Origin of the sequence: Streptomyces sp. NPDC058464 (assembly GCF_042721035.1) — a bacterium.
Lineage (GTDB): Bacteria > Actinomycetota > Actinomycetes > Streptomycetales > Streptomycetaceae > Streptomyces.
The window spans coordinates 17,838-44,693 of sequence record NZ_JBHXMA010000064.1 but is presented as its reverse complement, the minus strand read 5'-3'; the positions used below and the strand labels follow the sequence as shown (position 1 = coordinate 44,693).

The window sequence follows — 26,856 nt, the reverse complement described above, 5'->3', positions numbered from 1 at the left end:
CAACAGGTCCAGGGCGAGCAGGACGCAGATGCCCGCGTCGATGCCGATCGGGAACACATAGGAGAAGTTCCCGAAGCCCTTCTTGATGGCCAGCTCACGGACGGCCGCGTACGAGCCGGCGAAGCCGATACCGGCGATGATCATCGCGCCGGTCACGACCACACCGATGAGAACGCGGTGCATCCGAGTCAGCTGTATTGGCGCGGCCACCCGTACTCCCCTCCCCTTGCGTGTTGTTGCGCGCAACAGGGTGGCACATCAGTGCGGCGCACGTATGGCCGGTCAGCTCTTCTTGGACGACGACTTCGATGCGGAGGCACTCGCCGAGGGCGACCCGGACGCCGACTTCGAGGGCGTCGCCGCAGGTGAACTCTGCGACGTACCCGAGCCGTTGGCCGTCGTGACGGACGCCACCGCCTCCTTGGCCGCCTTCTCCGCCACCTTCGTCAGAGTGTCCGCGTCCGGCGTCTTCTCGCCCGCCAGACCCGCACCGTTGTAGTCGAGGGTGACGACGACGTTCGCGACGCGTGCCACGACCGTCTGCTGCTTGAAGGCGCCCTCCTTCTTCTTCAGGTCGTAGCGCACGACCGTCGCCTGGTCGCCGACTCCGGCCACCGGCTCCGACTTGGTGTTCTTGGCGCCACTCACCGACTGGGCACCCTGCACCTGGCTCGCGTAGTACGCCTCGGCCTGCTTCTCGCCGGAACCACGGCTGGTGTCCGAGTCGAAGCGGAGGAAGGAGATGTTCAGCCAGCGGAACTGGGAACCCTTCACACCGTTGTTGTCCAGGCTGCTCCAGGAACAGCTGCCGCGCGTGGCCACGTCGTCCGACGTGCCCTCCTTGCCCGACTTCGCGCCCTTCGGCACCAGTGCGGTGAGCGTCGTCTTCGACAGCACCGCGCACGGCTCCGGCAGCTTCTGGTACTTGGCCGCCTGGACCGTGGGCGAAGCGGCCACCGAACCGTCCGCCGCGGTCACCGGATCCGAGCCGCCACCCGTCCCCTGCGCGGCACTGTCCGAGCCGGAGGAGCAGGCCGTCGCGAACAGCGCCACGGCGGGGACGGCGGCCGCGCAGACGAGGACGCGGCGCAGGCGCCCTGCCCGTCGCTGTGCGTTCCGATCGTTCCGGGCGCGCTGGTCGTCTGACTGGACTGCTACTCGCTGCATGGTTCCTTCACTCATACGTTCGGGGTTCCTGCGGTCGGATCGGGTCCGAGGGGCCACGGTACGCGGTGAGGGAGCTGTGCGGTTTCGGTTCGCGCCCTTTGCGGGTGGGGTGCAGAGGGTGTGCCAGGGCCCTCAGCCGTTGAGGGCCTCGGCCAGTTGTGCGGCCAGATTCTGCGCCCTGTCCTGCATTTCCTTGCTGTCCGGGACGGTCCCGGTGGCCATCGGCTGCTCCTCGTACACGATCGTCACGACGACGTTGGACGTGCGGAACACCACAGTCACCGTCCGCTGTTCGGCCGTCGAACCCGAGCCGCTGAGCTGGTCGTCGAGATACGCCTCGTCGCCGAGGTCGGAGAGCGTACGGGGCTGGAGACCCGACGGGGTGGTGGAGGACGACGCGGAGGCGGAGGCGGAGTCCGAGGAGGACGGGTCGCCGGATCCGGCGGTCGAGGCGGAGACGGACGCTGACGCGGATGCCGACGCGGACGCTGACGGGGAGCCCGATGCCGACCCGGACGGTGACCCCGACGGCGACTCCGACTCGGTGGCGCTCGGGGGCGCGGACTCCGGGATGTCGGCCGCCGCCTCCAGCTGCGTGTAGATCGTCTGCGCCTCGCTGTCGTCGCTGACCGCGTTGTCGTACGACACCACGCGCTCGAAGTCGACGGACAGCCGGTCCGTGGCGTCGGTGGACTCGATCTTCCAGTGGCAGCCGACCTTGCGGTCCGTGTCGTAGGTGAGCGTGGCCTCGCCCGCGTACGCCTTCTCGCGCTGCTCGGCGTCGGTGATCTGGGCGATGCCCGGGAGCAGCGAGTCGAGGGTGTCGTGGCTGACCGCGCTGCACGCCTCCGGGAGGGTGCGGTACTTGCCGGGCTGGGCGGCGACGGTGGACGTACCGGTGTCCGCGTTCTTGTCGCTGGTGTCCTCGCCACCGCTGGAACCGCTCGTGCAGCCGGCCAGCAGGGCCGCGAGAAGGGCGGCGATGCCGGTTACGTACGCCTTCCGCTGCACGGTCAGGCTCCTTCCGTTCACTGGTCCGCTCGGTCCTGCTCCAGTGTCCCCGCTGGTTAATCGCTTGCCGCAGCGGGGCGCCCCCTGGAGACAATGTGTATCGCACGCACTGCTGTGAACGCCGGTCCGCTGTCTGGTTTCTGGGTCTCTGGCGCCGCATTTGCGTTTTGTGTGATTAAAGCTCTTTGTATCTTTTGGTTTGTTGCCCGCGGGGGAATGAGGAAGACATGTCGTACGTGGAGATACCGGGCGCGAAGGTGCCCATCCGGATGTGGACCGACCCGGCGACCGTCGAGGACGTGGCGCTCCAGCAGCTGCGCAACGTCGCGACCCTGCCGTGGATCAAGGGCCTGGCGGTGATGCCGGACGTCCACTACGGGAAGGGTGCGACGGTCGGATCAGTCATCGCGATGCAGGGCGCGGTGTGCCCGGCGGCGGTCGGGGTCGACATCGGCTGCGGCATGTCGGCGGTGAAGACGTCCCTGACGGCGAACGACCTGCCGGGGGACCTGGCGCGGCTGCGGTCGAAGATCGAGCAGGCGATTCCGGTGGGGCGGGGGATGCATGCGGATCCGGTGGAGCCGGGGGACTTCCACGGGCTGGCCATGGTCGGCTGGGAGGGGTTCTGGGGGCGGTTCGACGGGGTTGCGGAGGCGGTGAAGTTCCGGGAGGAGCGGGCCGTGAAGCAGATGGGGACGCTCGGGTCCGGAAATCACATGATCGAATTGTGCCTTGATCAGTCAAACTCGGTCTGGCTCATGCTGCACTCCGGTTCTCGCAACATCGGGAAGGAGCTGGCCGAGTATCACATCGGTGTCGCGCAGAAGCTTCCGCACAACCAGGGACTGGTTGACCGGGACCTGGCGGTGTTCGTCTCGGACACTCCGCAGATGGCGGCTTACAGGAACGATCTCTACTGGGCTCAGGAGTACGCCAAGTACAACCGCATGCTCATGATGGCGCTCCTGAAGGACGTCGTCCGCAAGGAGTTCAAGAAGGCTAAGCCGACATTCGAGCCGGAGATCTCCTGTCACCACAACTACATCGCCGAGGAACGCTACGAGGGCATGGACTTGCTCGTCACCCGCAAGGGGGCGATCCGGGCCGGCTCCGGCGAGCTCGGGATCATTCCTGGCTCGATGGGCACCAGCTCGTACATCGTGAAGGGGCTCGGGAACGAGAGGGCCTTCAACTCGGCGTCGCATGGTGCCGGTCGGCGCATGAGCCGTAACGCGGCAAAGCGCCGCTTCACGACCAGGGACCTGGAAGAGCAGACGCGTGGTGTGGAGTGCCGTAAGGACTCCGGGGTGCTGGATGAGATTCCGGGCGCCTACAAGAACATCGACCAGGTGATGGAGCAGCAGCGCGACCTGGTTGAGGTCGTGGCGAAGTTGAAGCAGTTCGTGTGCGTGAAGGGATAGGACGGTGATGGGCGCGATGATTGCGCGCCGCGCCCATCATGTGCCGCACAGTCCGGCAGCGGCACTACGCCATGCAACAGCTTCCAGCGGCGGTTCTGGCAAGGACTTTTGGAGTAGCCAAGTTCCGCTGCCGCGTGGGCGATGGTTGGTGCCTTGAGTAGGATCCGGTCCATTTCGCGAGTCCACTCGATGCGTGGCGGCCTGCGATCCATGCCTGACGGGCGCACCCAGGTCACAAGGGAATTCGCGGCCGCTCGTTTTCTGTCCAGTGAGAGACAGCCGGGGTAATAGAGGTCGGCTGCCAACTCCTGCGCACTTTCGTTTGTGTAGAGGACGTTGTAGATGCCGTCGCGCGCGTTGCGCTTGAGGCTGCGCTCGGCTCCCGTCACGTCCTTGCTGTACTCGCGCAGATAGGCCGCGACGCTGCTGCTGGCCGTGGTGAGCGAGACGAAGGGAAGACCCTTGCTGGTGAAGCCGACTGACCCGTCTGCGTCGATCAGGCCTCGCAGATAGTCGCGGCGGGAGAACTCGACGGTCGGCGGCGCGATCGTCTTGGACTTGCGGCCGTACGGAAGCCCGAGTTCGTTGATCCTGGTCCTGGCTTCCAGGGAGCACATGCTCCAGAGGGCGGTGGTGTGGGTCTCGGCGAAGTTGGTCGAGCGGGTGCGTTCGGTGATGCTGCTGTAGTAGGGGGTCAGCTTCTGGAATGTGCACAGGAGATCGACATCCCGTGCGCTGATCTCGATGGTCAGGCGGCCCTTTCGGCCCACTCGCTTTGCCAGGTGCCCATCCGCCTGCAAGAACCCGAACATGTACGCGTACTCCGGGACCGTGAGGTCCATGAACTGCTGGGCGTTAGGCTCGCATTCAGCCACAGGGAAGCTCCACTTCCATGCTGGTCAGGCCCTCGGCTGGGCTGCATCCCTGCCGAGGGCCGTCGATTTGATGGTGTGGTGCGAGTCTGGGTCGGGTGTTCAGGCGGCGTTCGGGTGATCGACGATGTTCACCCTTGTGAGTTTTCGAGCCGCAGCACTTCCTCCCTGAGGATGTGGCGGGCCGGGCGGAAGCCGGTGCCGAGGGTGAACGCTGCCTGCATGACGTCGGCGTGGGGGATGCCGAGGGCTCGCCGACCCACCGCGACCGCCCCATGATCCGGCGTGACCCTCCCCGCGCGATCACCGCAGCGCGCGTTCCAAAGCAGTCTGGTGGTCGGAAACCCACTGGTAGGCCCGTTGGACTTCCCTCACCACCCCGGCGTCACGAAGTCGGATCATGGCGGCATCTCCCGCGTCGGCCGCGGTCTCGATGCCCCGCCAGCACCGGTCCTGCCACCACAGGACCGTGACCACGAGACGTTGACGTTGCCGGTCGGACAACTCGTAGGTGTCGGCGATCAGCCTCATGCGCCGGGACGCCTCACCGACGTCGGCCACGGCGGGGCCGAGACCGAGGTACTGCCAGCAGACATGAGCGATGTCATGGATCCGGGCGCCCGGTGCCGCCAGGTCCCAGTCGATGAACGCCGCCGGCCGAAGCGCGCCACCGGCCGGCCGGTACACCGTGTTCTTGGGCGACAGGTCGTTGTGACAGACGACCTCGTGGTCTCCGGCCAGCCGGGTGCCGGCCGTCAGGTCGTGGAACTCGCGCACGAGCCGGGCGACCGCGCCCAGGCTCTCGTCCGACGCCACGGAAGCAGGTTGTCCCGCTTCCCACGCCACATGGCCGTCGAGGTAACTGAGCACTTCGCGGCCCTTGTCGTCCACGCCGAGATACCGCGGAGCTCCGTTCCAGCCACCGGCTTCGAGCAGGTTCAGCAGATCTCCCACGAACTCCGTGTGAGCAGACGCAGGGCGGCGCACCGTGTCGCCGACACGGACGACGGCATTGACGAAACCTCCGGGCAGGGGCGACTCGGGCATCGCTCCATCCTGCCCGAGCCGCGGTCAGGTGGTGGGGCGGGGTTCGAGGAGGGTCGTGCGGAGGGTTTCCCGGAGCGCGTTCGCGTCCAGGCCGACTGCTCGTGTCACGTACTCCTCGGTCGAGCCGTAGCGGGCGTTCAGCGCGGACAGGAACAGGAGCATCGCCGATGCCGGGGCGCGGCCGAAGCCCAGCCAGGTCGGCTCGCGGCCCTCGTTCCGCGCCTTCCAGTCGGCCAGCAGGGCGGGCGTCGCCCGTTCCGTGAGGGTGAAGTCCTCGACGACCGTCGGTTCGGGTACTCCGGCCAACGTCAGGATCAGCGCCGCCAGTTGGCCGGTGCGGTCCTTGCCGGACGCGCAGTGGAAGACCAGGGGGGTGTCCGATTCCGCCGACAGGGCCACCAGCTCCAGTGCCCTGCGGATCTCCGTCACCCCGTCCTCCGCCACCTCCATGTAGCGCTCGGCCAGGTACGGGCCGGGGTCGATGTCGGGGGCCAGGGCCGCCTGGTCGTAGGGGCGGTGCTCGATGCTGAGGTTGTGGTACGTGAAGGAGGGGTGGGACGGGACACGGCCCCGGCCCTCGGCCTCCCAGGGGTGGCGGAGGTCGACGACCGTGCGGATGCCCAGGGACAGGAAGCGGTCCCAGTCCCGCGTGCCCTCGCGCAGCTTGCCCAGCGAGTCGGCGCGGTAGAGCCGGCCGGGGCGGATGCGGCGGCCGTCGGCGGTCGGGTAGCCGCCCAGGTCACGGAAGTTGTGCAGCCCGTCGAACGGTATGTGTCTGTCCACGGGCCGCGAGCCTACTTCGCGTGCCGTACCGCGTAGATCATCACGAACGCGATGAGGTGGATGCCGAAGAGGAAGTAGGCCAGGAAGTACCAGACCTGGCGTTCGTTCTTCGTTTCCTGTTCCAGGCGGCGCTCTTCCAGCCGGCGTTCCAGGGCGGCCGTCGGGTCGTCGTCCGGTGTCGCGGAGTCCGGCATCACAGTTCCCGGTGGACCTTGGTGTTGGAGGCCTGGGCGCGGGGGCGGACGACCAGGAGGTCGATGTTGACGTGGCTGGGGCGGGTCACCGTCCAGGTGATGGTGTCGGCGACGTCGTCGGCGGTGAGGGGCTCGGCGACGCCCTGGTAGACCTTCGCGGCCCGCTCCTCGTCGCCGCCGAAGCGGGTCAGGGCGAACTCGTCGGTCCTGACCATGCCGGGGGCGATCTCGATGACACGGACCGGCTTGCCGACGATCTCCAGGCGGAGGGTCTCGGCGAGGACGTGCGCGCCGTGCTTGGCGGCGACGTAGCCGGCGCCGCCCTCGTAGGTGGCGTGGCCGGCGGTGGAGGAGACGACGACCACCGTGCCGTCGCCGCTCGCCTCCAGCTTGGGGAGCAGGGCCTGGGTGAGGTTCAGGGTGCCGATGACGTTCGTCTCGTACATCGTGCGCCAGTCGGCGGGGTCGCCGGTGGCCACCGGGTCGGCACCGAGCGCTCCGCCGGCGTTGTTCACGAGGACGGCGACCGCCTTGAAGGCCGTCGCGAACTCGTCGACCGCGGCGCGGTCCGTCACGTCGAGGGGGTAGGCGGTGGCCTGGTGGCCGGCCTCGTTGATCTCCTTGGCCAGCGCCTCGATGCGGTCCGCCCTGCGGGCGGTGAGGACGACGCGGTAGCCGGCCTCGGCGAGCCGGCGGGCGGTGGCGGCGCCGATGCCGCTGCTGGCGCCGGTGACGACCGCGATGCGGGACGGGGCCATGGGGGTTCTCCTCAGCAGGTGGGTCACGTATACGGGTGTGTCGCGGCAAGGATATGTGCGGTGATTCGTCGGCTGCGGGCCGGTGGGGGTTGTTCGCGCCCACGCGGCGGAGCCGCATATCGATACAGCCCCGCGCCCCTTTCGGGGCGCGAACCTCACGTCAGTTTCTGGGCGCCCACATGATCACGGCCATGCCTGCGAGGCAGATCGTCGCCCCGGTGAGGTCCCAGCGGTCCGGGCGGTAGCCGTCGGCGACGACGCCCCACAGGATCGAGCCGGCGACGAAGATGCCGCCGTAGGCCGCCAGGATGCGGCCGAAGTGGGCGTCGGGCTGGAAGGTGGCGACGAAGCCGTAGGCGCCGAGGGAGAGGATGCCGCCGGCGACCCAGAGCCAGCCGCGGTGCTCGCGTACGCCCTGCCAGACCAGCCAGGCGCCGCCGATCTCGAAGAACGCGGCGACGACGAACAGGGCGGCGGAGCGGAGGATCAGCATGCGTGCAGGGTGCCACGCCCGGCGGTGTCACCTGATGGGGGGCGCCTGGGGCGGGGCACGGGTGGCATATATCCGTATGTATGCCGGAGCGTGGATACCGGGGACGGACGGGACGGGACGGGTGGTGTGGCGATGCGTCGTGGTGGGTTCGCAGTGGTCGGTGCCGTGGCGGTGGGCGCGTTGGTCGTGGGCGGCGGCGGTACCGCCTGGGCCGGGAACGCCGATCTGGAGGTGCACGGGTCCGCCGTGCTGAGCGGGGACCTGCTGGAGGTCCGGGTGTCCTCGCTCAACCACGGGCCGGACGGTGTGACGGCTGCCAGTGTGCGGCTGGTCTCGTCGGCGGCGCTGGCGGACACCCAGGAGCTGCCGGGCGGGTGCGCGCGCACCGGTGACCGGGAGGTGGTGTGCGACACAGGGCCGCTGGCGGTCGAGGTGCCCGGCACGGAGCTGGTGGTTCCGGTACGGCTGCTGGGTCAGCCGTCGGAGATGAGGCTGGAGGTGGACGTGGCGTGGGGCGGCGGTGCGGTGGACCAGGACCGTACGAACGACAGGCAGCGGGTGCTGGTGCTGGCGACGGGGGATGCGTACGCGTTCTGATCCGGGTCGGTCGATCGGGTCGATCGGGTCGATCGGATCTATCGGGTCGATCCGGTCGATCGATCGACCGGGCTCATGGCAGTGCCGCGACGAGTTCCTGGGCGAGCGGGCCGGAGGACGCGGGGTTCTGCCCGGTGAAGAGGTTGCGGTCCACGACCGTGTAGGGCTCCCAGGCGGGCCCCCGCGAATACTCGGTGGGCAGCTTCTTCAGCTCGTCCTCCAGCAGCCACTTGGCCTTGTCGGCGAAACCGACACCGGCCTCCTCCTCGTTGCAGAAGCCGGTCAGCCGGTAGTTCGCGAAGGGGGTGTCACCGTTCGCGTCCCGGGTGGCGAGGATGGCGGCGGGGGCGTGGCAGACGATGCCGAGCGGACGGCCGGAGGCGAGGGCCTCGCGCAGCAGCGCGCCGGAGTCCGGGTCGCCCGAGAGGTCCTCCATCGGGCCGTGGCCGCCGGGGTAGTAGACCGCGTCGTAGTCCTCCAGGCGGATGTCGGTGATAGGGACGGCGTACCGCAGCTCCTCGGCCTCCTCGATGACGGCCTCCTCACGGAGGGCGTTCTCCTCGCCGCCCGCCATGCGGGGCCGCAGGCTCATCGTGTCCACGACGGGTACGACCCCGTGCGGGGTCGCCACGGTGACCTCGTGTCCGGCGTCGGTGAACACGCTGTAGGGGGCCACGAACTCCTCGGCCCAGTAGCCGGTGGGATGTCGGTGCCCGTCCTTGAGGGTCCAGTAGCTCGCGCCGGTCACCACACACAGGATCCTGGCCATGGGACGCTCCTCCGGGACACGTTTCCGGAACACCTTCAAATGTGCCCATCAAGTCTGGGCGGGTATTCCGGAGGCCGCAACTCGTGGCCGCCGTGCGGGAAATGCGCGGGCCATTCCTGTGAAAGGTATGGCGCGGATTTCCCGGCGCGGCGGTGACGCCGGGGTGCCTGCCTCGGCGCCGGGGAACTCCTCGGTGTCCCGCTCTAATTCCACATGTAGTTCTCGGCGGCGTCGACGATCAGGTCCTTGACCGCCTGCGGGTGGGAGACGAGGGACACGTGCGAGGAGTTGATCTCCACGGTCTTCCGGGCGTGCGCGCGTTGCGCCTCGAAGCGTTCCAGGGCCGGGTTGATCGACTGGTCCTGCTTGCCGACGAGGACGTAGACGGGTCTGTTCCGCCAGGCGGCGCCGGTGAGTTTGTCCCCGAACGCCGACATCGCGATCGGGCGCTGGGTGGCTGCCATGACGGCGGTCTGGCTCGCGGGCAGGTCCGCGGCGAAGACCTGGCGCAGGAGGGCCGGTTGTACGTACACGTCCGTGCCGGTGGTGCCGTCGCCGTTGCGGAAGGGCACCTGCTTGAGGGCCTTGGTGAGCGGGGCGGGCGCGAACTTCGCGGAGAGGGTGGTGAACGACTCCCCTCTGTCGGGCATGGCCGCGTTGATGTAGACGAGGGCCTTGACGTTGTCGTTTCCGACGGCGGCCTGCGAGATCACCTCACCGCCGTAGGAATGGCCGACCAGGACGATCGGCCCGCTGACGGACTTCAGGAAACTCGCGAGGTAGGCCGAGTCCTCGGGGACGCCGCGGAGCGGGTTGGCCGGTGCGGCCACCGTGTAGCCGTTCTGCTGGAGGCGCTGTACGACACCGGTCCAGCTCGACGCGTCGGCGAAGGCGCCGTGGACGAGCACGATGGTGGGCTTCTCCCGGCCGGGATCGCCGCTCGGACCTCCGGCCTGTGCCGTGGTGGGGGCGAGGACGGCAGTGGTTCCCGACAGTGCCAGGAGAGCGGCGCCCCAGCGGACGGCGTTCACGGTACGACGGGACTCGCGCGGTATTCGCATGCTGGTCCTTCGGTGCGAGGCGTCGGGCGACGCCCGGGATTCCAGCGTCGGGGACACGTGTCGGCGTGTCCCCGTGCGCGAGCCGTCCGGGTGAACGGGAGGAGGGGGGAAGGGGGAGGGGGGAAGCGGGAGGGGGGGAAGAGGGATCAGGTGGAGCCGGCCGTCGTCCCGAAGGTCACCCGGTAGTAGCAGGCCCCCTTGCAGGGCATGGTCGCCCCGTCGTCGAAGGCGTAGGAGTAGGCGTACGGCTCGGCGCGCTTGAAGACCTGGGTGTAGTCGACGGGCCACTTGGAGGGGATGCAGTTGTCGCGGCCCGCCCAGGCGCCCTGGCAGCAGTAGGTGTCGCCGCCGAACGCCGCGCACGGCGGTTTGCAGCCGATCTCCTGGCCGCCGGAGAGGGCCTGCATGGCCTTGGGGCAGTCGACCTCCGTGGTGCAGGTGCCCTTGTAGCAGCCCGTGGAGCCGACCGGGTCGGTGGTCGTGGTGTGGGAGACGTTGATGTACATGGGCAGGTTGGAGCCGTCGACCATGCTGACGTCGTAGAAGTCCATGCTGTCGAAGGCGTCGAAGGTGAACTCGCCGAGGGTGGTGGGCGGGTTGCCGCCGCTGCAGACGCTGGTGCAGTCGCCGGAGGCGCAGGGGCCCGCGGCGGTGCCGTCGGTGCATCCGGTACGGCCCCAGATGCGGCCGCCCCAGTTGTTCGCGACGGTCACCGAGAGGCTCTGGCCGGGGGCGAGCTTGCGGCCGTCCGGGTAGACGGAGGTGTTGGTGACGACCGCCCACACCGTCTTCTGCGTCTTGTTGACGACGGTGATCAGGCGTTTGCCGGCGGGTGCGGTGGTCGGTCGCGTGGTCTGGGCGGCCTGGTGGGACGCGGCGGTCGTCGGCTTGCGCGTGGTCTTCGCCGACGCCGAGGCCTTGGCGCTCACCGAGGCGGAGGCGGAGGCGGAGGCGGAGGTGCTGGGGCTCGCTGACGGGGAGAGCGGGGTGCCGGACGGCCCGGACTGCCCGGATTGGAGGGCCGCGGCCGTCGTGCGGCGGTCCGGGTGCGCGGCCTGGGGGCCGGCCGGGGTCCACCACCCGTAGGTGACGAGTACGGTGGCGGTCGTCGCGAGGGCGGCCGCGCCGGCGTACCACCAGCGGCGTCGCGGTGGTCTCGCGCCGTGTCTCCTGCGTCCTCGTGCCATCCTTGTGCCTTCCTCGGGCTGTGCCAGATGTGTGCCTGCCTTTCGGTGACCTCCTCGACGGGGGCCGTACAACACAAATCGCGAAGCCGACCCGCCGGTTTTTCTGTTGTCCCCGCGTCCTGCGCGGGGTCTCCGTTCCGACAGCCGGACTCTGCGCGGAGGAACAGACCCACATGACCGACAACCATCGGAGCGGACCCGACCCCGGCGTGGTGACGGCCGCTCGCGCGGGTGACAGAGCGGCCCTGGAACACCTCGTGACCGCGTGTCTGCCGCTGGTCTACAACATCGTCGGCCGGGCCCTGAACGGTCATGCCGACGTCGACGACGTCGTACAGGAGACGCTGTTGCGCATGGTGCGCGGGCTGGAGAAGCTGCGGGATCCGTCCGCGTTCCGGTCGTGGCTCGTCGCCATCACGATCCGGCAGGTGCGCAACCGTGAGCAGTCGCGGGCCACGGACCGGGACCGCAGGGCGCGCCTGGACGACGCGGAGGCGATCACCGACCCGGCGCTCGACTTCGCCGGTCTGACCATCCTGCGGCTGGGCCTGACCGAGCAGCGCCGGGAGGTCGCCGAGGCGACGCGCTGGCTCGACGCGGACGACCAGGAGCTGCTGTCCCTGTGGTGGCTGGAGGAGACCGGCGACCTGGAGCGCGCGGACCTCGCCGGTGCGCTGGGGCTGTCCGACCGGCATGCCGCGGTGCGGGTGCAGCGGATGAAGAAGCAGATGGAGGTCTCGCGGTGCGTGGTGCGGGGGCTGGGGGCCGAGCCGCGCTGTGCGGAGCTGGACGAGATCGCCGGGCCGTGGGACGGCACGCCGAGTCCGCTGTGGCGCAAGCGGTTCGGCCGTCACATACGTGGCTGCGGGGTGTGCGCGGGCCTGGAGCGGGGGCTGCTGCCGATGGACCGGCTGCTGAGCGGCCTGCCGCTGGTGGCGGTGCCGGCCGGCCTCGACCCGGCGCGGGTGCTGGCCCAGGTCACCGCGCACCACACCGCCGCGTCGCATGCCGGCGGGGCTCATGGAGGCCCAGGCGCCGGGTCCGCCGATCCGAGCGGCGGGGGCGGCGGGGCCGGCGGGGGCCGGGCGCTGCGGCGGCGGCACGGGCGGGCGGCCAGACGGGCGGGCAGCCGTCTCGTGGGCAAGCAGGCCGTGGTGGGCGGGTCGGCGGCGGTCGCGGTCGTCGCGGCGGTCGCGCTGGTCGCGGCCCGGATGACGGCGGGTCCGTCGGTCCCGGCCGCGGAGACGCAGGCGCCGCCGACGCCGGTCGCCGTGGCGTCCCCGAGCCCGAGCCCGACCCACTCCGCCTCCCCGTCGCCGTCCCCCTCCCACAGCGCGTCGCCGAGACCGTCGGTCAGGCCGACCCCCTCGAAGCACACCGCGGCCCCGGTGCAGGTGGTCTCCGGCGCGAAGAAGGGCGTCGGCGTGTGGACGTTCAACGGGGTGAGCCAGGCGCTCGCCGCGAGCGGGGCGAGCTGGTACTACACCTGGAACACCCAGCACCAGGGCGTGACGACCCCGTCCTCGGCCTCCTACGTGCCGATGATCTGGGGTGCCGCGTCCGTCACCGACGCGTCGCTGGCGCAGGCGCGGGCGGCGGGACCGTACCTCCTGGGCTTCAACGAACCCGACATGGCGCAGCAGTCGAACATGACCGTCGACCAGGCGCTGGGGCTGTGGCCCAAGCTGATGGCGGCGGGCAAGGTGCTGGGCAGCCCGGCGGTGGCGTACGGCGGGGACACGGCCGGCGGCTGGCTGGACCGGTTCATGTCCGGGGCGAGGGCGAAGGGCTACCGGGTCGACTTCATCACGCTGCACTGGTACGGCGGTGACTTCCGCACCCCGCAGGCCGTGCAGCAGCTGACCTCGTACCTGTCGGCGGTGTACGCGCGCTACCACAAGCCGATCTGGCTGACCGAGTACGCGCTGATCGACTTCTCGCAGGGGACCCGTTTCCCGTCGGCGCAGCAGCAGGCGGACTTCGTCACCGCGTCCACGAAGGCGCTCGACGCGCTGCCGTACGTGCAGCGGTACGCGTGGTTCGGGCTCGGTGCGGACCCGGCGAAGCCGAGCAGCGGGCTCTTCACGAGCGGTACGGCGGCCACGGCGGCGGGCCGGGCCTTCCAGGCGGCCCGCTGAGCGGAGGGGGCCGGTGCCGGCGACCGTACCGGCCCCCTCCGGGTCATGGGCTGACGCCCCAGGTGACGCGGTAGCCGCACTCTCCGGAGCAGGTGAGCACGCTGGTCGCGTCGTCGTTGACGTAGGAGTAGGCGAAGGGCTCGGCCGCCTTGAAGACGGCGGCGGAGTCGACCGGCCAGGAGGACGGGACGCACTGGGGGCGGGCCGCGTAGGCGCCCGTGCAGCAGGTCTTGTCGGTGTTGAAGACCAGGCAGGCGCTGAGGCAGGCGACGACGTGGCCGTCGCGGACGCGCTGCAGCTTGGCGGGGCAGGTGGCGTTGGCGTCCCGGGTGCAGCCGGCGGCGGAGCATCCCTTGGCGTCGATCCTGTCCTTCGACGTGCCGCCGTAACTGTTGATCCACATCGGCAGGTTGTTGCCCTCGACCAGGCTGACGTCGTAGAAGTCCATGCCGTTCCAGGCGTTCAGGTTGAACTCGGCGAGGGTGGAGGGGAATTCGCCCCAGGTCGAGCCGCACTGGAAGTGGCCGCAGCCGCCGGTCAGGCAGTCGCCGTCGCCGGCGGCGTCGAAGGAGCAGCCGGTGCGGGCCCAGAGGCGGACGTCCCAGTGGTCGGGGATGGTGAAGCTGAGGCTGGCGCCGGGGCGCAGGACCCAGCCGGTGGCCTCGACCGGGTGTTTGGGGTCGGCGGCGATGGCCGGCCAGATGGTCTGGTCGAGTCGGTTGACGAGGGTGATGGTGCGGTGGCCGGGGGCCGCGGCGGCGGTTGCCGGCTGCTTTGCGGTGCGGGAGGGCGAGGAGGCCTTGGCCGAGGGCGAGGCGCCGGTGTGCGGGGTCGCCGAGGCCGAGGCCGAGCCGGACGGTGACGGCTTCCCGGAAGGACTGGCGAGGGGGGTGGCGGCGGCCGTCGTACGGGGTGAGGCCGCCGGGTCGGCGGCGGTGGTCCGCCGGTCCGCGGCGGGTCCCGACTGCATACGGGCCAGCACCACGGCGGTCACCAGGGCGAGGCAGGTGAGGACTACGGCGGCGGTGGCGGCGAGGCCGGAGTACCGGCGGGTTCTGCGGCGGCGGTGGTGCTGCATGTCACGGGGCTCCTGTCCGTTCCCACGGGTGTGGGCTGTCGTAGGGGAGACCCGGACGGGGGTGGCGGGACAACGGAAATGCAAGGGGGTGGCTGATGGGTGTGCTCCGGCTGAGGGTCCGATGTGGCTGGTCGCGCAGTTCCTCCCCCAGCCTTCGGCCGGGGGTACCCCCAGCGTCCCTTACAGGGCGCCGCAGCCGAAGCCGGGAATAGGTGGCCGCGGGGTCTCGTTCTGTGGGTATAGTTGAATCGTAAACAACCTGGAGGGTGAGCGAGCATGCAGTTCGGGATCTTCACGGTCGGCGACGTCACGCCGGACCCCACCACGGGGCGGACGCCGAGCGAGCGGGAGCGCATCAAGGCGATGGTCGCGATCGCGCTGAAGGCCGAGGAGGTCGGCCTGGACGTGTTCGCGACGGGTGAGCACCACAACCCGCCGTTCGTGCCGTCGTCGCCGACCACCATGCTCGGTTACGTCGCCGCGCAGACGGAGAAGCTGATCCTCTCCACCTCCACCACCCTCATCACCACCAACGACCCGGTGAAGATCGCCGAGGACTTCGCGATGCTCCAGCACCTGGCCGACGGCCGGGTGGACCTGATGATGGGCCGCGGCAACACCGGGCCGGTCTACCCGTGGTTCGGGCAGGACATCCGCGAGGGCATCAACCTCGCCGTCGAGAACTACGCCCTGCTGCGCCGCCTGTGGCGCGAGGACGTCGTCGACTGGGAGGGCAAGTTCCGCACGCCGCTGCAGGGCTTCACCTCGACCCCGCGGCCGATGGACGACGTACCGCCGTTCGTCTGGCACGGCTCGATCCGCTCGCCCGAGATCGCCGAGCAGGCCGCCTACTACGGCGACGGCTTCTTCCACAACAACATCTTCTGGCCCGCCGACCACACCAAGCGGATGGTCGAGTTCTACCGGAAGCGGTTCGCGCACTACGGGCACGGCACTCCCGAGCAGGCGATCGTCGGTCTCGGCGGCCAGGTGTTCATGCGGAAGAACTCGCAGGACGCGGTCCGTGAGTTCCGGCCGTACTTCGACAACGCGCCGGTCTACGGGCACGGCCCGTCCCTGGAGGACTTCACCGACCAGACCCCGCTGACGGTGGGCTCGCCGCAGCAGGTGATCGAGAAGACGCTGGGCTTCCGCGAGTACGCGGGCGACTACCAGCGCCAGCTCTTCCTGATGGACCACGCGGGGCTGCCGCTGAAGACGGTCCTGGAGCAGCTCGACATGCTCGGCGAGGAGGTCGTGCCGGTGCTGCGCAAGGAGTTCGCGAAGGGCCGTCCGGCGGACGTCCCGGAGGCGCCGACGCACGCGTCGCTGCTGGCCGCCGCCGCGGAGGAGAAGAAGGCCGACAAGGCTTCGGACAAGTCGGACAAGAAGGAGGCCGGGGTATGAAGCTCGTCGTCGTCTCGGCGGGGCTGAGCGTGCCGTCGTCCACCCGGCTGCTGGCCGACCGGCTGGCAGCGGCGGTGGGCCGGCAGGCCGAGGCACGGGTCGAGGTCGAGGTGGTGGAGCTGCGCGACCTCGCGGTCGAGATCGCGCACAACTTCACCAACGGGTTCCCGGGGCGGAAGCTGGCGGCCGCGCAGGAGGCGGTGACCGGGGCGGACGGCCTGATCGCGGTCACGCCGGTGTTCACGGCCTCCTACAGCGGGCTGTTCAAGTCCTTCTTCGACGTGCTCGACAAGGACGCGCTGGCGGGGAAGCCGGTGCTGATCGCGGCGACCGGGGGTACGGCACGGCACTCGCTGGTGCTGGAGCACGCGCTGCGGCCGATATTCGCGTACCTGCGGGCGGTGGTCGTGCCGACGGGTGTCTACGCGGCCTCCGAGGACTGGGGAGCGGAGGGGCTGGACGGCCGGGTCGAGCGGGCGGCGGGGGAGCTGGCGGGGCTGATGCAGGGGCTGAGCGGGGCCGGGCGGGAGGAGCCCGAGGCTCTGCCGGTCGTACCGTTCGCGGAGCAGCTGGCGAGGTTGGCCGCGAGCTGAGGTGAGGCGGGGCGGGGGGTGGGGACGCTTACCGGCGCTTGCCGGGTACCGCTGCGCCCACCCGTGCCGCCCCAGCGGCACGACTGCCCGCAGCTGGGTAGGACACGACTGGGAAGCGCCCCGTAAGGGGCGCGGGGAACTGCGCGAGCAACCCCCACCCGCCCGCAGCCGAATCGCGACGCCCGGTTGCCTCTGTGACGGTGAGAGGCAGGTAAAAAGGGTGATCGTAGGCCCGCTCACCACGGCAGAACCGCCGGAGGCCTTGGCAGACTGGGGACGTGCCCCAGACTGTGCTGCTCGCCGAAGACGACCGCGCCATCCGCCACGCCCTGGAACGGGCCCTCACCCTGGAGGGATACGAGGTGACGGCGGTCGCTGACGGTGTAGAGGCCTTGGCGCACGCCCACCGCACCAGCCCCGACGTCCTCGTCCTCGACGTGATGATGCCCGGCATCGACGGCCTCCAGGTCTGCCGCGTCCTGCGGGCGGAGGGGGACCGGACCCCGATCCTCATGCTGACCGCGCTGGTCGAGACCGCCGACCGGATCGCGGGACTGGACGCCGGCGCCGACGACTACGTCGTCAAGCCCTTCGACGTCGAGGAGGTCTTCGCCCGGCTGCGGGCACTGCTGCGCCGGACCCTGCCCGTGACCACCGGCGGAGGCGCCGTCGGCGTCGGCGCAGGCACCACCGGCGGCGGTGCCCTCGCCGAGCCCGGCCGGGAGCCGCTGGTCTCCGACCGGCAGGTCGAGGCGGCCGGCCTGCGGATGGACCTCCAGGCCCGCCGGGCCTGGCGCGGCAGCCGCGAGCTGGAGCTGACCCGCACCGAGTTCGAGCTGCTCGAACTGCTCGCGCGGAACGCGGGCATCGTCCTCGACCACTCCACGATCTACGACCGCATCTGGGGCTACGACTTCGGCCCCGGCTCCAAGAACCTCGCCGTCTACGTCGGCTACCTGCGCCGCAAGCTCGACGAGCCGGGCGCCCCGCAGCTGATCCACACCGTGCGGGGCGTGGGTTACGTGCTGCGGGAGGACTGAGTGGCCCGCCGCCCCGGACGGCCGGGGCGGTTCGGGCTGCCCGCGCGGCTCTGGCGGATGCTGGCCCGGCGCCGGCCCAAGCTCGTCTCCCTGCGCACCACCTTCGTCGTCTCCTTCGCGGCGATCACCGCCGCCGTCACCATCGTCGTCGGCATCCTGTCGTACAACGCGGCCGCCCGGCTGGTCCGCGTCGACCAGCAGTCGGTGTTCACGCAGGTCGTCTCCGACGTCCAGGACGAGGTCAAGCAGCACAAGATGGTGCCGGAGGAGTTCTCCTCCTCGAAGCCCGGGCATGATCTGGTCCGGCCCGCGCGCACCGACGTCCAGGTGCTCGGCGCGCAGGGCGAGATCGTCGACCACGGCACTCCGGTGCTGCCCGTCACCGCCGCGGACCGGGCGGCCGCCACCGCCGCGGAGGCCGGGAAGACGGTCCAGCACAAGGACGTCCAGGCCGGCGAGGATCTGTTCCGGATCGCCACGGTCTCGCTCGGCGGCGGGCGGGGCGCGGTGCAGGTGGCGCAGGAGTTCAGCGACACCGAGGACCTGCTCAACGCGCTCCAGCAGCGGACGCTGCTGCTGATGTCGGCCGTGGTGGTGGCCGCCGGGCTGTTCGGCTGGTGGCTGGCCCGGCGGATCACCCGCCGGCTGGTGATCCTCACCTCGGCCGCGGAGAACGTGGCCCGCACCCGGCAGCTCGGCATCCAGGTGCCGGTGACGGGACTGGACGAGGTGGGCCGGCTGGGCCGCGCCTTCGACCGGATGCTGGGCCGGCTCGCCCAGTCGGAGGAGGACCAGCGGCGCCTGGTCCAGGACGCGGGCCACGAGCTCCGCACCCCGCTGACCTCGCTCCGTACCAACATCTCCCTGCTCCGCCGGATCGACGAACTCCCGCCCGCGACCCGCGACGAACTGGTCGCCGACCTCGGCCAGGAGGCGCGTGAGCTGACCGACCTGGTCAACGAGCTGGTCGACCTGGCGGCCGGGCAGTCCGACAACGAGCCCCCGCAGCACGTTGACCTGGCCGACATCGCGGAGGACGTGGCGGGGCTGGCCCGGCGTCGTACCGGCCGTGAGATCGTCCTCCGCGCCGTCGGCGACACGACCACCGACGGCCGCCCGGGGATGCTCCAGCGGGCTCTCTCCAACCTCGTCGAGAACGCGGCCAAGTTCGACCGGGACGGCAAGGCCCCCATCGAGATCAGCGTGACCGGCCCGGCGCGGCCGGGCACGGTCCGCGTCGAGGTCCTCGACCGCGGCCCCGGCATCGCCGAGGGCGACCTGATCCGCATCTTCGACCGCTTCTACCGCGCCGCCGACGCCCGCTCCCTCCCCGGCTCCGGCCTCGGCCTCTCCATCGTCCGCGAGGTCGCCATGGCCCACGGCGGCGCCCCCTTCGCCTTCCGCAGGGAGGGCGGCGGCGCGGTGATCGGGTTCACGGTGGGCGGGGGGTTCGCGGGCGGCACGGTCCGCGTCTGATCCGCCTGGCCGGGAGGGTCGTCGGCACTCCGGCCGACCACGTCTTCCGATACGGCATGACGCTGACCGCCGCGCCCGCCCTGGCCCTCCCGCGACCGCGCCGCCCAACAAGTCGAAGTTCGCGGACTGGGCGACGTCGGCCATGATCCGTAACTGGGCCAGGCCGGCGATGACGAGGCCGATGGACAACTTGAACATCGGCACCGGCTCCTCCCGCCGGCATTACCTTCAGATCAACAGCATCCATCCGGTCGGCTGCGACGTGAACGACGACCCGCTGTACAACATCGCGGTCCGGGTGCTCGACGGCCAGGTCGACACAGTTCATCCGGAGCAATGAGGTAGCCGATGATCACCATGCAGGTGCGAGGCGAGACCGGCGACATCGTGGTGCACGGATCGTCCCAGCTGGACTGGATGAAAACGCTGCAACATGTGAACGCCGACAGGTTTCCCTTCCTGGGAAGTCTGCTGCCGTTCGCGGACACGATGTTCAATTCGCGGCAGACGGTGCGGCTTCGGCAGGAGATCGCTGACCTGTCCGTGCAGGAGCTCCTCGGACAGGCTGCGGCGGCGGAGATCGAAGGACTCTGCCGACGGGTGGAGCGCGGCTCCCATCTCTACCTGTGGTTCCTGGGGGACTGACGCGGCACCCGGCCTCGTCACGACCCCCAGGGAACCGTGAGGAAGCCCTCCGCGCGGGCGCTGGCCAGGCCGATGCGGGGCAGGTCGCTGCTCTTCGTGAAGAGGATGTAGCGGGGCTCCCACACCGGGCGGTACTTGGCGTTCGCGCGGTACAGGGACTCGATCTGCCACCAGCGGGAGAAGAACGTCAGGGTGGCGTGCCAGAGGCGGAGGACCGGGCCGGCGCCCAGGCGGGCGCCGCGTTCGAAGACCGAGCGGAACATCGCGAAGTTCAGGGAGACGCGGTCGACCTTCAACTCGGCGGCGCGGAGGAGGAGTTCGACGACCATGAACTCCATCAGGCCGTTCTCGGAGTCGCGGTCGCGGCGCATCAGGTCCAGGGAGAGGCCCTGCTCGCCCCAGGGGACGAAGCTGAGGAGGGCGCGGGGGGTGTCGTTCGCGTCCCGGCACTCCAGCATCACGCAGCGGCCGTCCGCCGGGTCGCCGAGGCGGCCGAGGGCCATGGAGAAGCCGCGTTCCGTGGCGCCGTCGCGCCAGCCGTCGGCCCGTTCGATCAGGGTCGCCATCTCGTCGGCCGGGATGTCCTCGTGGCGGCGGATGCGGACCGTGTAGCCGGCGCGGCGGACCCGGTTGTGGGCCTGGCGGACGACGCGCATCGCGCGGCCCTCCAGGGTGAAGTCGGCGATGTCGACGATCGCCTCGTCGCCCAGCTCCAGGGCGTCCAGGCCGTGCCGTGCGTAGACGGTGCCCGCCTCCTCGCTCGCGCCCATGACGGCCGGCGTCCAGGCGTGCTGCCGCGCCTCCGTCAGCCACGCGTCGATCGCGCCGGGCCACGCCTCCGGGTCGCCGATCGGGTCGCCCGAGGCGAGGCTGACGCCGCCGACGACGCGGTAGGTGACCGCCGACTTGCCGGTGGGGGAGAAGATCGCCATCTTGTCGCGGCGCAGCGCGAAGTAGCCGAGGGAGTCGCGGGCGCCGTGCCTGTCCAGCAGGCACCTCAGCTTCGTCTCGTCCTCCGCGCTGAGCAGGCGGCGGCCGCGCGGGGAGCGGAAGCCCGCGTAGAGGACCAGGCAGAAGGCGGCGGCGAGGAGGACGTTGATGACGATGTCGGTCCAGCGGGGGGCGTGCACCGCGGTGACGTGGTCGGCGAGCGGGCCGACGCTGACGCCCCTCAGGAGGGTGTAGGCGATCTCGTCGGGCAGGGTGGCGCCCGGGATCCTGTTCGTGGCGTGGACGAGGAGGGTGCCCAGGCCGCCGGTCACCAGGACGCCGGCGGCTCCCACCGCCAGTGCCGTCTTCGGGTTCGACGGGTCGCCCACCGCGTTGAACTCCCGGCGGCTGACCAGCAGCGCGGCCACGAAGAGGCCGGTGAGGGCCGCCGAGACCCAGTTGAAGGCGTGGGCGCGGTACTCGTGCTGGGTGAGGGCGAGGGCGTAGAGGGCGAAGAGCGGGGCGGACAGGAGCAGGTTGACCACCCAGGCCGCGCGCTTGCGGCGGCGCATCACCAGGACGAAGAAGATGGCGAGGGCGGCCGAGACCAGGCCCGCCGTGGCCAGGTACGGGGTGAAGAACTGGCCGCTGTGGTGCGCGTGCTGCCGGTGCAGGTGCAGGGTGATACGGCCGTTGTTGTGCTCGTCGACCTCCTCGCGGAACGGGAGCGACACCACCGCCACTATGTTCAGTACGGCGATCACGCGCAGGTACCAGACGGTGAAGTCGGCGGCCCGCCTGCGCAGGGCGCCGCCGGAGGCGCCGGTGGGGGCGCGGAGGGCGGCGGAGACGCGGGGCGGGATCAGGGTCGACAGCTGTGCGGGCATGGGGACCGGTCACCTTGGGGACGGGGAGCGGGTTGACGGAGGGCTGACCCTACAGTCTGTAAGGTAACGGTGGGGGACGAGGGAGGGATCCGCCCCGGTACGGAATACGGTGTGAAAGGCCGTACCGCCTCTTACGGACGCACGGGGGCCTGCGCCCGTTCCCGCTCCACCCGCCGCCGGGCCGCCAGCATCCACGCCAGGTTGCCGATCGCCGCCCCGGCCGCCACCGCCGCCACGATCACCCCGCCGGTCGCCAGCCCGTCGCTGAACAGGTGCGGGCGCCGGTCGAGGCTGTGCAGGCCGAAGCCGGACAGCTCGTACACGCCCACCGCCGCGACCAGCAGACTCGCCACCAGCACCGCCACCGTGGGGGCGAGACTGCGCCGCGCCTCCTGTGTGTCCGTGCCCTGCATGAGTACCCCCGTGAGCTGACGAGCCGCCGTGGCCGATGGGGAACCTACAATACGTAGGGTCCGGATAGCCTCAGGACGTGCGTATTTACATCAGCGTGGATATGGAAGGCATCACCGGGCTGGTCGACCGGGACGATGTGCAGCCGGGCGGCCGGGACTACGAGCGCGGCCGGTCGATGATGGCCGAGGACGTGAACGCGGCGGTCCGCGGGGCGGTGGCCGCCGGTGCGACCGAGGTACTGGTCAACGACGCCCACGGGCCGATGCGGAACCTGCTCCCCGAGCACCTGCACCCCGCCGCCCGCCTGGTGCGCGGCAAACCGAAGAAGATGATGATGCTGGAGGGGCTCACGGCGGAGTACGACGCGGCGATATGTGTCGGATACCACTCCCGGGCCGGTGCCCTCGGTGTGCTGAGTCACAGCTTCATGGGCCACGAGATCGAGGACATGTGGCTGGACGGGAGGCCGGTGGGGGAGATCGGTCTCGCGCACGCCACCGCCGCGGCCTTCCGCGTCCCGGTCGTGGCCCTCACGGGTGACGACGCGGCGTGCGCCGAGATGACGGCCTGGGACGAATCGGTGGTCACCGTGCCCGTGAAGTACGCCCGGGACCGGTTCGCCGCCGAGCTGCGCCCGGCGGAGGAGGCCCGCCGGGCGATCGAGGAGGCGGTCGTGGCGGCCCTGACGCCCGTGCCGAAGCGGCCCGCCGCGCCCGAGGGCGAGTCGGTGCTCGCCGTGCGCTGGCAGTCCGCCTCCGTGCCCGCCGTCCTCCTCGGGATCCCCGGGGTGACGGCCGTGGACAGCCGTACCGTGCAGGCCCGTGGCCCGCTGCCCCCGCTCTACCGCCAGTTCGGCGTCTGGATGCGGGTCGCCTCCTCGCTCACCGACCAGCCGCCGTACTGCTGACCCCCGGCAGCCGGCTCAGCCGAACCGGCCCGCCACGTAGTCCGCCGTGCGCTGGTCCTGCGGGGAGTTGAAGACGGCCTCGGTGTCGCCGTGCTCGACGATGCCGCCCGGGGTGCCCTGCTCCGCCAGGAAGAACGCGCACTGCTGGGAGACACGCGCCGCCTGCTGCATGTTGTGGGTGACGATGACGATCGTCACCTGCCCGGCCAGGTCGTGGATGGTCTCCTCGACGCGGCGGGTGGAGGTGGGGTCCAGGGCCGAGCACGGCTCGTCCATGAGGAGGACCCGGGGACGGACCGCGAGGGCCCGCGCGATGCACAGGCGCTGCTGCTGGCCGCCGGACAGGGCGCCACCGGGCTGGCGGAGCCGGTCGCGGACCTCCTTCCACAGGCCGGCGCGGGTCAGGGACTCCTCGACCAGCAGGTCCTTCTCCCGGCGGTTCACCTTCGTGCCGGTCAGCTTCAGGCCCGCCACCACGTTGTCGTAGATCGACATCGCCGGGAACGGGTTCGGCTTCTGGAAGACCATGCCGATCCTGCGGCGGGCGTCGGTGAGCCGCCAGGACGCGTCGTAGATGTCCTCGCCCTCGAAGAGCACCTCGCCGCCGAACTGCGCCGACGGGATCAGCTCGTGCATCCGGTTGAGGGTGCGCAGGAACGTCGACTTGCCGCAGCCGGAAGGGCCGATCAGCGCGGTCACCTCGCCCGAGGGCATGGTCAGCGACACCTGGCTGAGCACCTGGTGGGAGCCGAACCAGGCGGAGACGGCACGGGCTTCGAGCGTGGCGGGGGCGGGGCCGTCCATCACGGCGGTGGCGGTGGGGAGTACGGCGGTGTCGGTCATCTCGACGGTTTCGGCGGTCACAGCAGTCTCGGCAGTCTCGGCAGTTTCGGCGGTGTCGGTGGTTTCAGATGGCTCAGGTGCTTCGGTCACGTCGGTTGCCTGGGTAGCTTCAGTCACTTCACTCACCTCGGTCACAGCAGGTTCGGCAGCAGTTCGGTGGTGCGAGTCGCGACCTGGAGGCCGAGCACCGCGACGACCGGGGCGAAGACGATCCACGTCTGGTGGCGGCCCCAGCGGTGCCAGGTCCAGACGGCGGCCACGGCGGTCAGGAGCAGCGCCTGCAGCCACATCACCAGTGGCCACGGCACCCCGGAGGGGCGGGCCAGCGGTTCCTCGGAACTCGGCAGGGTGCCGGCCCGGATCACGGCCGACGGGGTCTGGAACGGCGCGGAGACCAGGTCGGCGTCGACGCGCAGCACGCCCGAGGGCATGAACTTCGGGCCCGTCGCGGTGATGAGGACGATCCGGCTCTTGCCCGAGGCCAGCGCCGTCGGCGCCGGGTCGCCGGCCCGCCGTACGTCGATGACCTGGAACTTCGCCTTGCCCTGGCCGGTGGTGACGGAGAACGTGTCACCGGTGGCGAGCTGGGAGAGCTTGCCGAACGGGCCGCCGTACGCGGCCGCCCGGCCCATCAGCACGCTGGTGCCGGCCTGGCCGGGCATCGGGGTGTCCCGGCGGTGCCCGGGGCCGTCGATCGTCACGGAGGAGTCGGTGCCCTCCAGGACGACCTGGCTCAGACCCAGCTTCGGTATGTCGATGAGCGCGACCGGCGTGCCGGGCGCCAGCAGCTTGCCGTCCTGCCCGGTCTGCGCCACCGGGGCGGTGCCGAGGGCGAGTTGCTCGCGCAGCTGGTCGAAGTCGGCGTGCTGGGCCGAGTGTTCCTGGGCGGTGCTGAACACCAGCAGCTGGGCGGTGATGCCGAGCAGCAGGGCGGCGAGGCTGAGCAGTCCACCGCGCGAGAGGTGGCGGACGAAGGTGAGGCTGCGGACGGGCCTGCGGGGCACGGCCGGAGCCAGAGCTTTCGGTGTCGGTACGGCGACGGTCATGGCGGCCCGCCTCCTTCGAGGAATGAGTGAGGGGCCGCCGGGAGCCGTACGAGGCTCCCGGCGGGCCCGTCAGACGGTCACTTGGAGGTGATGGTGAAGTTGGCGCCGGTCTTCGAGTTCACGGTCGAGGAGCCGACGTAGAAGGCGTGCAGGGTGTGCTTGCCCTTGGCCAGCTTCGGCAGGGTGACGATGACCTTGCCGCTGCTCAGGGTGCCGGTCGCGATGACCTTGGTGCCCTGGTAGATGCGGACGGTGCCGGTCGGGGTGGTGCCGGTCGCGGTGACCTTGACGGTGACCTTGGCCTTGGCGGTGTGGCTCACCGAGGTCGGGGCGGAGGTGGAGACCGACGCCGTCGCCTTGGTGATCTTCAGGGAGACGGTCGTCGAGGACGCGTTCAGGCTGGAGCTGCCCGCGTAGGAGACCGACAGGGAGTGGGTGGCGACCTTGAGGTGGTTCGACAGGCCGATGGTGACCTTGCCGGACGAGTCCAGGGTGCCGGTGCCGAGGACGGTGGTGCCGTCCTTGACGGTGACCTTGCCGGTCGGCTTCACGCTGTGCGTGTCGGTGACCGTGACGGAGACCTTCGGGGTCTTGCCGTACGCGGTGGTGGCCGTGGTGGCCGCCGTCTTGCTCGCGTACTTGACCGCGCCGGTCCAGGTGGCGGCCGCGCCGGTGCCGTTGACGTTGTTGGCGGTGACCGTGGCGGTGTAGGTGCCGGTGGCCAGGCCGGTGAAGGAGTACGACGTGGTGGAGGTGTTGACGTCCTTCGTGGCGACGACGCCGCCGTCCGCGTCGGTCAGCGTGATCCGGTAGTCGGTCACCGGCATGGCCGGGACGGTGCTGCTCGGGGTCCAGCTGAGCTTGAGGCTCGCGTCGCCGACCGTGGACTTCAGGGTGGGCGCGTTCGGAACCGAGTGGTCGAAGGAGCTGGACTCCTCCAGGCCGCCGAGCTTGGCGTGCTTGGCGACGGAGATGGAGCCGTTGTAGGACTCGTTGACGAAGCCGAACTTGGCGATGACCGACTCGGCGGCGTCCGACGCCAGCTCGGCGGTGTGGCTGCCGCTGGTGACGAAGACGTCGTACAGGTCCTTGTCGTAGAAGATGCTGGTCGGGTCGATCGACCGGCTCGGCACGACGTTGTAGACGTCACGGCCGAACGTCGCGTTCTCGTAGTAGGCGTTGACCGGGGCCAGCTTGCCGTTCACCGTGGTGATCGGGCTGGTGGCACCGTCGTCGCCGGGCAGCTGCACGGAGGCCAGGTGACCGCCGGCGGCGGCCGCCGTCTTGCTGTAGTCGGGGGCGACGCCGTTGTTCTGGGCGATCCAGGAACCGACGGAGAACGGGACGAGCGCGCCGTCCTCGGTGAGGGCTGCGTTCGCCTGGTTCTCCTGGACGACGCCGATGCTCGCGGGGACGTCGCTGTCGGCCACGCCGATCGCGTTCAGGAAGAACTTGCGGGTGCCGGAGCCGGACTGCGGGATCTTCGGGTGCACGGTCTGGCCGTTCACCTCGGTCAGGCGGCCGATGTAGATGTCGTGCAGCTGCTGCACGGTCAGGGTGTCCAGCCCCGAGCCCTTGACCGCGACGCCGACCGCGTCACGCGCCATCGGGATGTAGGTGAGCGCGGTGCCGGAGGCGGACGGACCGCCGGAGGAGCGGGCGAAGTCGACCTGGCCCTTGACCGAGGCACCGGAGGCGTCCAGGTCACCGGTCAGCGACTCGCTCAGGGCGGTGCGGCCGGCGCCGGAGCCGTTCGGGCGCAGGAAGGTCGTGCCGCCGGTGCGGGTGGTGATCTTCGTGCCGGTGGCGCCGGTGCCGGGCTGGATCGCGTCGTACGACGCGATGCCCGCGCCGTTCGTCGACTTCACGGCGGTGGCAGAGTAACTGGTGCTGTTGACGGTGTCGCCGGCCAGGGCATTGAGCACGTCCTGGGTGGTGTCCGAGCCCACGCCGACCAGCTGGCGGAAGGCACCGGCGTCCGGGTCGGCGACCGCCGGGCTGGCGAGGGCGATGCCGCCGGCCACCACGGCCGCGGCGACGAACGCCGCCTGAGAGCGCAGTCTGCGCATCGAGAGTCTCCTGACAAGAGCTA

28 protein-coding genes are annotated in these 26,856 nt (G+C 70.6%); 10 read left to right on the top strand and 18 right to left on the bottom strand.

The window, feature by feature from the left end; all coding sequences use genetic code 11:
- The 3 genes from ACFWPQ_RS47565 to ACFWPQ_RS47555 form a co-directional block, all read right to left on the bottom strand.
- A partial coding sequence (locus ACFWPQ_RS47565) for a DUF2637 domain-containing protein (protein ID WP_384050219.1) occupies positions 1-210 on the bottom strand: 210 nt, incomplete at its 3' end.
- Positions 211-282: 72 nt separating this feature from the next.
- Positions 283-1,182, bottom strand: coding sequence for a DUF3558 family protein (locus tag ACFWPQ_RS47560; protein WP_361282456.1), 900 nt, complete (start codon positions 1,180-1,182; stop codon positions 283-285).
- A 117-nt stretch (positions 1,183-1,299) separates the two neighbouring features.
- The gene (locus tag ACFWPQ_RS47555; protein WP_384050215.1) at positions 1,300-2,178 is read right to left on the bottom strand and encodes a DUF3558 domain-containing protein; all 879 of its coding nucleotides are present in this window, start codon (positions 2,176-2,178) and stop codon (positions 1,300-1,302) included.
- Between the two features lie 227 nt (positions 2,179-2,405).
- On the opposite strand from ACFWPQ_RS47555, the gene ACFWPQ_RS47550 reads away from it, so the two are divergent.
- Positions 2,406-3,599 carry an RtcB family protein gene (locus ACFWPQ_RS47550; RefSeq protein ID WP_384050212.1) on the top strand — a complete coding sequence of 398 codons (1,194 nt, stop codon included), beginning with the start codon at positions 2,406-2,408 and terminating at the stop codon, positions 3,597-3,599.
- Here the strand turns inward: ACFWPQ_RS47550 and ACFWPQ_RS47545 are convergent.
- From ACFWPQ_RS47545 to ACFWPQ_RS47520, 6 genes are all read right to left on the bottom strand, one after another.
- Positions 3,509-4,474, bottom strand: coding sequence for an LAGLIDADG family homing endonuclease (locus ACFWPQ_RS47545; protein WP_384050209.1), 966 nt, complete (start codon positions 4,472-4,474; stop codon positions 3,509-3,511). The genes ACFWPQ_RS47550 and ACFWPQ_RS47545 overlap by 91 nt on opposite strands.
- A gap of 300 nt (positions 4,475-4,774) precedes the next feature.
- Positions 4,775-5,518, bottom strand: a complete 744-nt coding sequence (locus ACFWPQ_RS47540; protein WP_384050206.1) for a phosphotransferase — start codon at positions 5,516-5,518, stop codon at positions 4,775-4,777.
- Positions 5,519-5,542: 24 nt separating this feature from the next.
- Positions 5,543-6,301 carry a tyrosine-protein phosphatase gene (locus ACFWPQ_RS47535; protein ID WP_384050203.1) on the bottom strand — a complete coding sequence of 253 codons (759 nt, stop codon included), beginning with the start codon at positions 6,299-6,301 and terminating at the stop codon, positions 5,543-5,545.
- Positions 6,302-6,312: 11 nt separating this feature from the next.
- Positions 6,313-6,495, bottom strand: coding sequence for a hypothetical protein (locus tag ACFWPQ_RS47530; protein ID WP_384050200.1), 183 nt, complete (start codon positions 6,493-6,495; stop codon positions 6,313-6,315).
- Positions 6,495-7,253: an SDR family NAD(P)-dependent oxidoreductase gene (locus ACFWPQ_RS47525; RefSeq protein WP_384050197.1), complete on the bottom strand. Its 759-nt coding sequence runs from the start codon at positions 7,251-7,253 to the stop codon at positions 6,495-6,497. Before ACFWPQ_RS47525 ends, ACFWPQ_RS47530 begins: the two co-directional genes overlap by 1 nt.
- Positions 7,254-7,413: 160 nt before the next feature.
- Complete coding sequence (locus ACFWPQ_RS47520; protein WP_384050194.1) at positions 7,414-7,746, bottom strand: YnfA family protein; 333 nt, start codon at positions 7,744-7,746, stop codon at positions 7,414-7,416.
- Positions 7,747-7,878: 132 nt separating this feature from the next.
- Between ACFWPQ_RS47520 and ACFWPQ_RS47515 the strand changes: the two genes are divergently transcribed.
- Entirely contained in the window at positions 7,879-8,343 is a 465-nt protein-coding gene (locus tag ACFWPQ_RS47515; protein WP_384050191.1) for a hypothetical protein, read from the top strand.
- A gap of 73 nt (positions 8,344-8,416) precedes the next feature.
- Here the strand turns inward: ACFWPQ_RS47515 and ACFWPQ_RS47510 are convergent, their stop codons facing one another.
- From ACFWPQ_RS47510 to ACFWPQ_RS47500, 3 genes are all read right to left on the bottom strand, one after another.
- Positions 8,417-9,112, bottom strand: coding sequence for a type 1 glutamine amidotransferase domain-containing protein (locus tag ACFWPQ_RS47510; protein WP_384050188.1), 696 nt, complete (start codon positions 9,110-9,112; stop codon positions 8,417-8,419).
- A gap of 203 nt (positions 9,113-9,315) precedes the next feature.
- Positions 9,316-10,173, bottom strand: a complete 858-nt coding sequence (locus ACFWPQ_RS47505) for an alpha/beta fold hydrolase (protein WP_384050185.1) — start codon at positions 10,171-10,173, stop codon at positions 9,316-9,318.
- Positions 10,174-10,319: 146 nt separating this feature from the next.
- Positions 10,320-11,360, bottom strand: coding sequence for a thaumatin family protein (locus ACFWPQ_RS47500; RefSeq protein ID WP_384050182.1), 1,041 nt, complete (start codon positions 11,358-11,360; stop codon positions 10,320-10,322).
- Positions 11,361-11,533: 173 nt separating this feature from the next.
- On the opposite strand from ACFWPQ_RS47500, the gene ACFWPQ_RS47495 reads away from it, so the two are divergent.
- On the top strand, positions 11,534-13,498 hold the full coding sequence (locus ACFWPQ_RS47495) for a sigma-70 family RNA polymerase sigma factor (protein WP_384050179.1): 1,965 nt from the start codon (positions 11,534-11,536) through the stop codon (positions 13,496-13,498).
- A 43-nt stretch (positions 13,499-13,541) separates the two neighbouring features.
- On the opposite strand, the gene ACFWPQ_RS47490 is transcribed toward ACFWPQ_RS47495, so the two are convergent.
- On the bottom strand, positions 13,542-14,576 hold the full coding sequence (locus ACFWPQ_RS47490; protein ID WP_384050176.1) for a thaumatin family protein: 1,035 nt from the start codon (positions 14,574-14,576) through the stop codon (positions 13,542-13,544).
- A gap of 276 nt (positions 14,577-14,852) precedes the next feature.
- Here ACFWPQ_RS47490 and ACFWPQ_RS47485 point away from each other — a divergent pair, with 276 nt between their 5' ends.
- The 6 genes from ACFWPQ_RS47485 to ACFWPQ_RS47460 all read left to right on the top strand — a co-directional run bounded on the left by ACFWPQ_RS47485 (position 14,853) and on the right by ACFWPQ_RS47460 (position 19,737).
- Positions 14,853-15,983, top strand: coding sequence for an LLM class flavin-dependent oxidoreductase (locus ACFWPQ_RS47485; RefSeq protein ID WP_384050174.1), 1,131 nt, complete (start codon positions 14,853-14,855; stop codon positions 15,981-15,983).
- The gene (locus ACFWPQ_RS47480; protein ID WP_384050171.1) at positions 15,980-16,576 is read left to right on the top strand and encodes an FMN reductase; all 597 of its coding nucleotides are present in this window, start codon (positions 15,980-15,982) and stop codon (positions 16,574-16,576) included. Before ACFWPQ_RS47485 ends, ACFWPQ_RS47480 begins: the two co-directional genes overlap by 4 nt.
- A gap of 278 nt (positions 16,577-16,854) precedes the next feature.
- Positions 16,855-17,616: a response regulator transcription factor gene (locus tag ACFWPQ_RS47475; RefSeq protein ID WP_384050168.1), complete on the top strand. Its 762-nt coding sequence runs from the start codon at positions 16,855-16,857 to the stop codon at positions 17,614-17,616.
- Between the two features lie 57 nt (positions 17,617-17,673).
- Positions 17,674-19,092 carry an ATP-binding protein gene (locus ACFWPQ_RS47470; RefSeq protein ID WP_384050226.1) on the top strand — a complete coding sequence of 473 codons (1,419 nt, stop codon included), beginning with the start codon at positions 17,674-17,676 and terminating at the stop codon, positions 19,090-19,092.
- Between the two features lie 181 nt (positions 19,093-19,273).
- Positions 19,274-19,432: a hypothetical protein gene (locus tag ACFWPQ_RS47465; RefSeq protein ID WP_384050165.1), complete on the top strand. Its 159-nt coding sequence runs from the start codon at positions 19,274-19,276 to the stop codon at positions 19,430-19,432.
- A gap of 8 nt (positions 19,433-19,440) precedes the next feature.
- Positions 19,441-19,737, top strand: coding sequence for a hypothetical protein (locus ACFWPQ_RS47460; protein ID WP_384050162.1), 297 nt, complete (start codon positions 19,441-19,443; stop codon positions 19,735-19,737).
- A 17-nt stretch (positions 19,738-19,754) separates the two neighbouring features.
- Here ACFWPQ_RS47460 and ACFWPQ_RS47455 read toward each other — a convergent pair whose 3' ends face one another.
- Positions 19,755-21,554: a phosphatidylglycerol lysyltransferase domain-containing protein gene (locus ACFWPQ_RS47455; RefSeq protein WP_384050160.1), complete on the bottom strand. Its 1,800-nt coding sequence runs from the start codon at positions 21,552-21,554 to the stop codon at positions 19,755-19,757.
- A gap of 131 nt (positions 21,555-21,685) precedes the next feature.
- Positions 21,686-21,967, bottom strand: coding sequence for a hypothetical protein (locus ACFWPQ_RS47450; RefSeq protein WP_361282498.1), 282 nt, complete (start codon positions 21,965-21,967; stop codon positions 21,686-21,688).
- Between the two features lie 77 nt (positions 21,968-22,044).
- On the opposite strand from ACFWPQ_RS47450, the gene ACFWPQ_RS47445 reads away from it, so the two are divergent.
- Positions 22,045-22,875, top strand: a complete 831-nt coding sequence (locus ACFWPQ_RS47445) for a M55 family metallopeptidase (protein WP_384050157.1) — start codon at positions 22,045-22,047, stop codon at positions 22,873-22,875.
- Between the two features lie 15 nt (positions 22,876-22,890).
- On the opposite strand, the gene pstB is transcribed toward ACFWPQ_RS47445, so the two are convergent.
- From pstB to ACFWPQ_RS47430, 3 genes are all read right to left on the bottom strand, one after another.
- Positions 22,891-23,679, bottom strand: a complete 789-nt coding sequence (pstB, locus tag ACFWPQ_RS47440) for a phosphate ABC transporter ATP-binding protein PstB (RefSeq protein ID WP_384050222.1) — start codon at positions 23,677-23,679, stop codon at positions 22,891-22,893.
- A gap of 170 nt (positions 23,680-23,849) precedes the next feature.
- Positions 23,850-24,764 (bottom strand): sortase, encoded by a 915-nt coding sequence (locus ACFWPQ_RS47435; RefSeq protein WP_384050154.1) that lies wholly within the window; start codon positions 24,762-24,764, stop codon positions 23,850-23,852.
- Positions 24,765-24,841: 77 nt separating this feature from the next.
- A complete protein-coding gene (locus tag ACFWPQ_RS47430) occupies positions 24,842-26,833 on the bottom strand; it encodes an Ig-like domain repeat protein (RefSeq protein ID WP_384050151.1) in 1,992 nt (663 codons plus the stop codon).
- Between the last annotated feature and the right edge of the window lie 23 nt (positions 26,834-26,856).

Coding starts and splice junctions, on each gene's coding strand:
- ACFWPQ_RS47560 (WP_361282456.1), bottom strand. CDS start 1,182: ATGAGTGAAGGAACCATGCAGCGAGTAGCAGTCCAGTCAGACGACCAG.
- ACFWPQ_RS47550 (WP_384050212.1), top strand. CDS start 2,406: ATGTCGTACGTGGAGATACCGGGCGCGAAGGTGCCCATCCGGATGTGG.
- ACFWPQ_RS47540 (WP_384050206.1), bottom strand. CDS start 5,518: ATGCCCGAGTCGCCCCTGCCCGGAGGTTTCGTCAATGCCGTCGTCCGT.
- ACFWPQ_RS47530 (WP_384050200.1), bottom strand. CDS start 6,495: ATGCCGGACTCCGCGACACCGGACGACGACCCGACGGCCGCCCTGGAA.
- ACFWPQ_RS47525 (WP_384050197.1), bottom strand. CDS start 7,253: ATGGCCCCGTCCCGCATCGCGGTCGTCACCGGCGCCAGCAGCGGCATC.
- ACFWPQ_RS47520 (WP_384050194.1), bottom strand. CDS start 7,746: ATGCTGATCCTCCGCTCCGCCGCCCTGTTCGTCGTCGCCGCGTTCTTC.
- ACFWPQ_RS47515 (WP_384050191.1), top strand. CDS start 7,879: ATGCGTCGTGGTGGGTTCGCAGTGGTCGGTGCCGTGGCGGTGGGCGCG.
- ACFWPQ_RS47510 (WP_384050188.1), bottom strand. CDS start 9,112: ATGGCCAGGATCCTGTGTGTGGTGACCGGCGCGAGCTACTGGACCCTC.
- ACFWPQ_RS47505 (WP_384050185.1), bottom strand. CDS start 10,173: ATGCGAATACCGCGCGAGTCCCGTCGTACCGTGAACGCCGTCCGCTGG.
- ACFWPQ_RS47500 (WP_384050182.1), bottom strand. CDS start 11,360: ATGGCACGAGGACGCAGGAGACACGGCGCGAGACCACCGCGACGCCGC.
- ACFWPQ_RS47495 (WP_384050179.1), top strand. CDS start 11,534: ATGACCGACAACCATCGGAGCGGACCCGACCCCGGCGTGGTGACGGCC.
- ACFWPQ_RS47490 (WP_384050176.1), bottom strand. CDS start 14,576: ATGCAGCACCACCGCCGCCGCAGAACCCGCCGGTACTCCGGCCTCGCC.
- ACFWPQ_RS47485 (WP_384050174.1), top strand. CDS start 14,853: ATGCAGTTCGGGATCTTCACGGTCGGCGACGTCACGCCGGACCCCACC.
- ACFWPQ_RS47480 (WP_384050171.1), top strand. CDS start 15,980: ATGAAGCTCGTCGTCGTCTCGGCGGGGCTGAGCGTGCCGTCGTCCACC.
- ACFWPQ_RS47470 (WP_384050226.1), top strand. CDS start 17,674: ATGCTGGCCCGGCGCCGGCCCAAGCTCGTCTCCCTGCGCACCACCTTC.
- ACFWPQ_RS47465 (WP_384050165.1), top strand. CDS start 19,274: ATGGACAACTTGAACATCGGCACCGGCTCCTCCCGCCGGCATTACCTT.
- ACFWPQ_RS47460 (WP_384050162.1), top strand. CDS start 19,441: ATGATCACCATGCAGGTGCGAGGCGAGACCGGCGACATCGTGGTGCAC.
- ACFWPQ_RS47455 (WP_384050160.1), bottom strand. CDS start 21,554: ATGCCCGCACAGCTGTCGACCCTGATCCCGCCCCGCGTCTCCGCCGCC.
- ACFWPQ_RS47450 (WP_361282498.1), bottom strand. CDS start 21,967: ATGCAGGGCACGGACACACAGGAGGCGCGGCGCAGTCTCGCCCCCACG.
- pstB (WP_384050222.1), bottom strand. CDS start 23,679: ATGGACGGCCCCGCCCCCGCCACGCTCGAAGCCCGTGCCGTCTCCGCC.
- ACFWPQ_RS47435 (WP_384050154.1), bottom strand. CDS start 24,764: ATGACCGTCGCCGTACCGACACCGAAAGCTCTGGCTCCGGCCGTGCCC.
- ACFWPQ_RS47430 (WP_384050151.1), bottom strand. CDS start 26,833: ATGCGCAGACTGCGCTCTCAGGCGGCGTTCGTCGCCGCGGCCGTGGTG.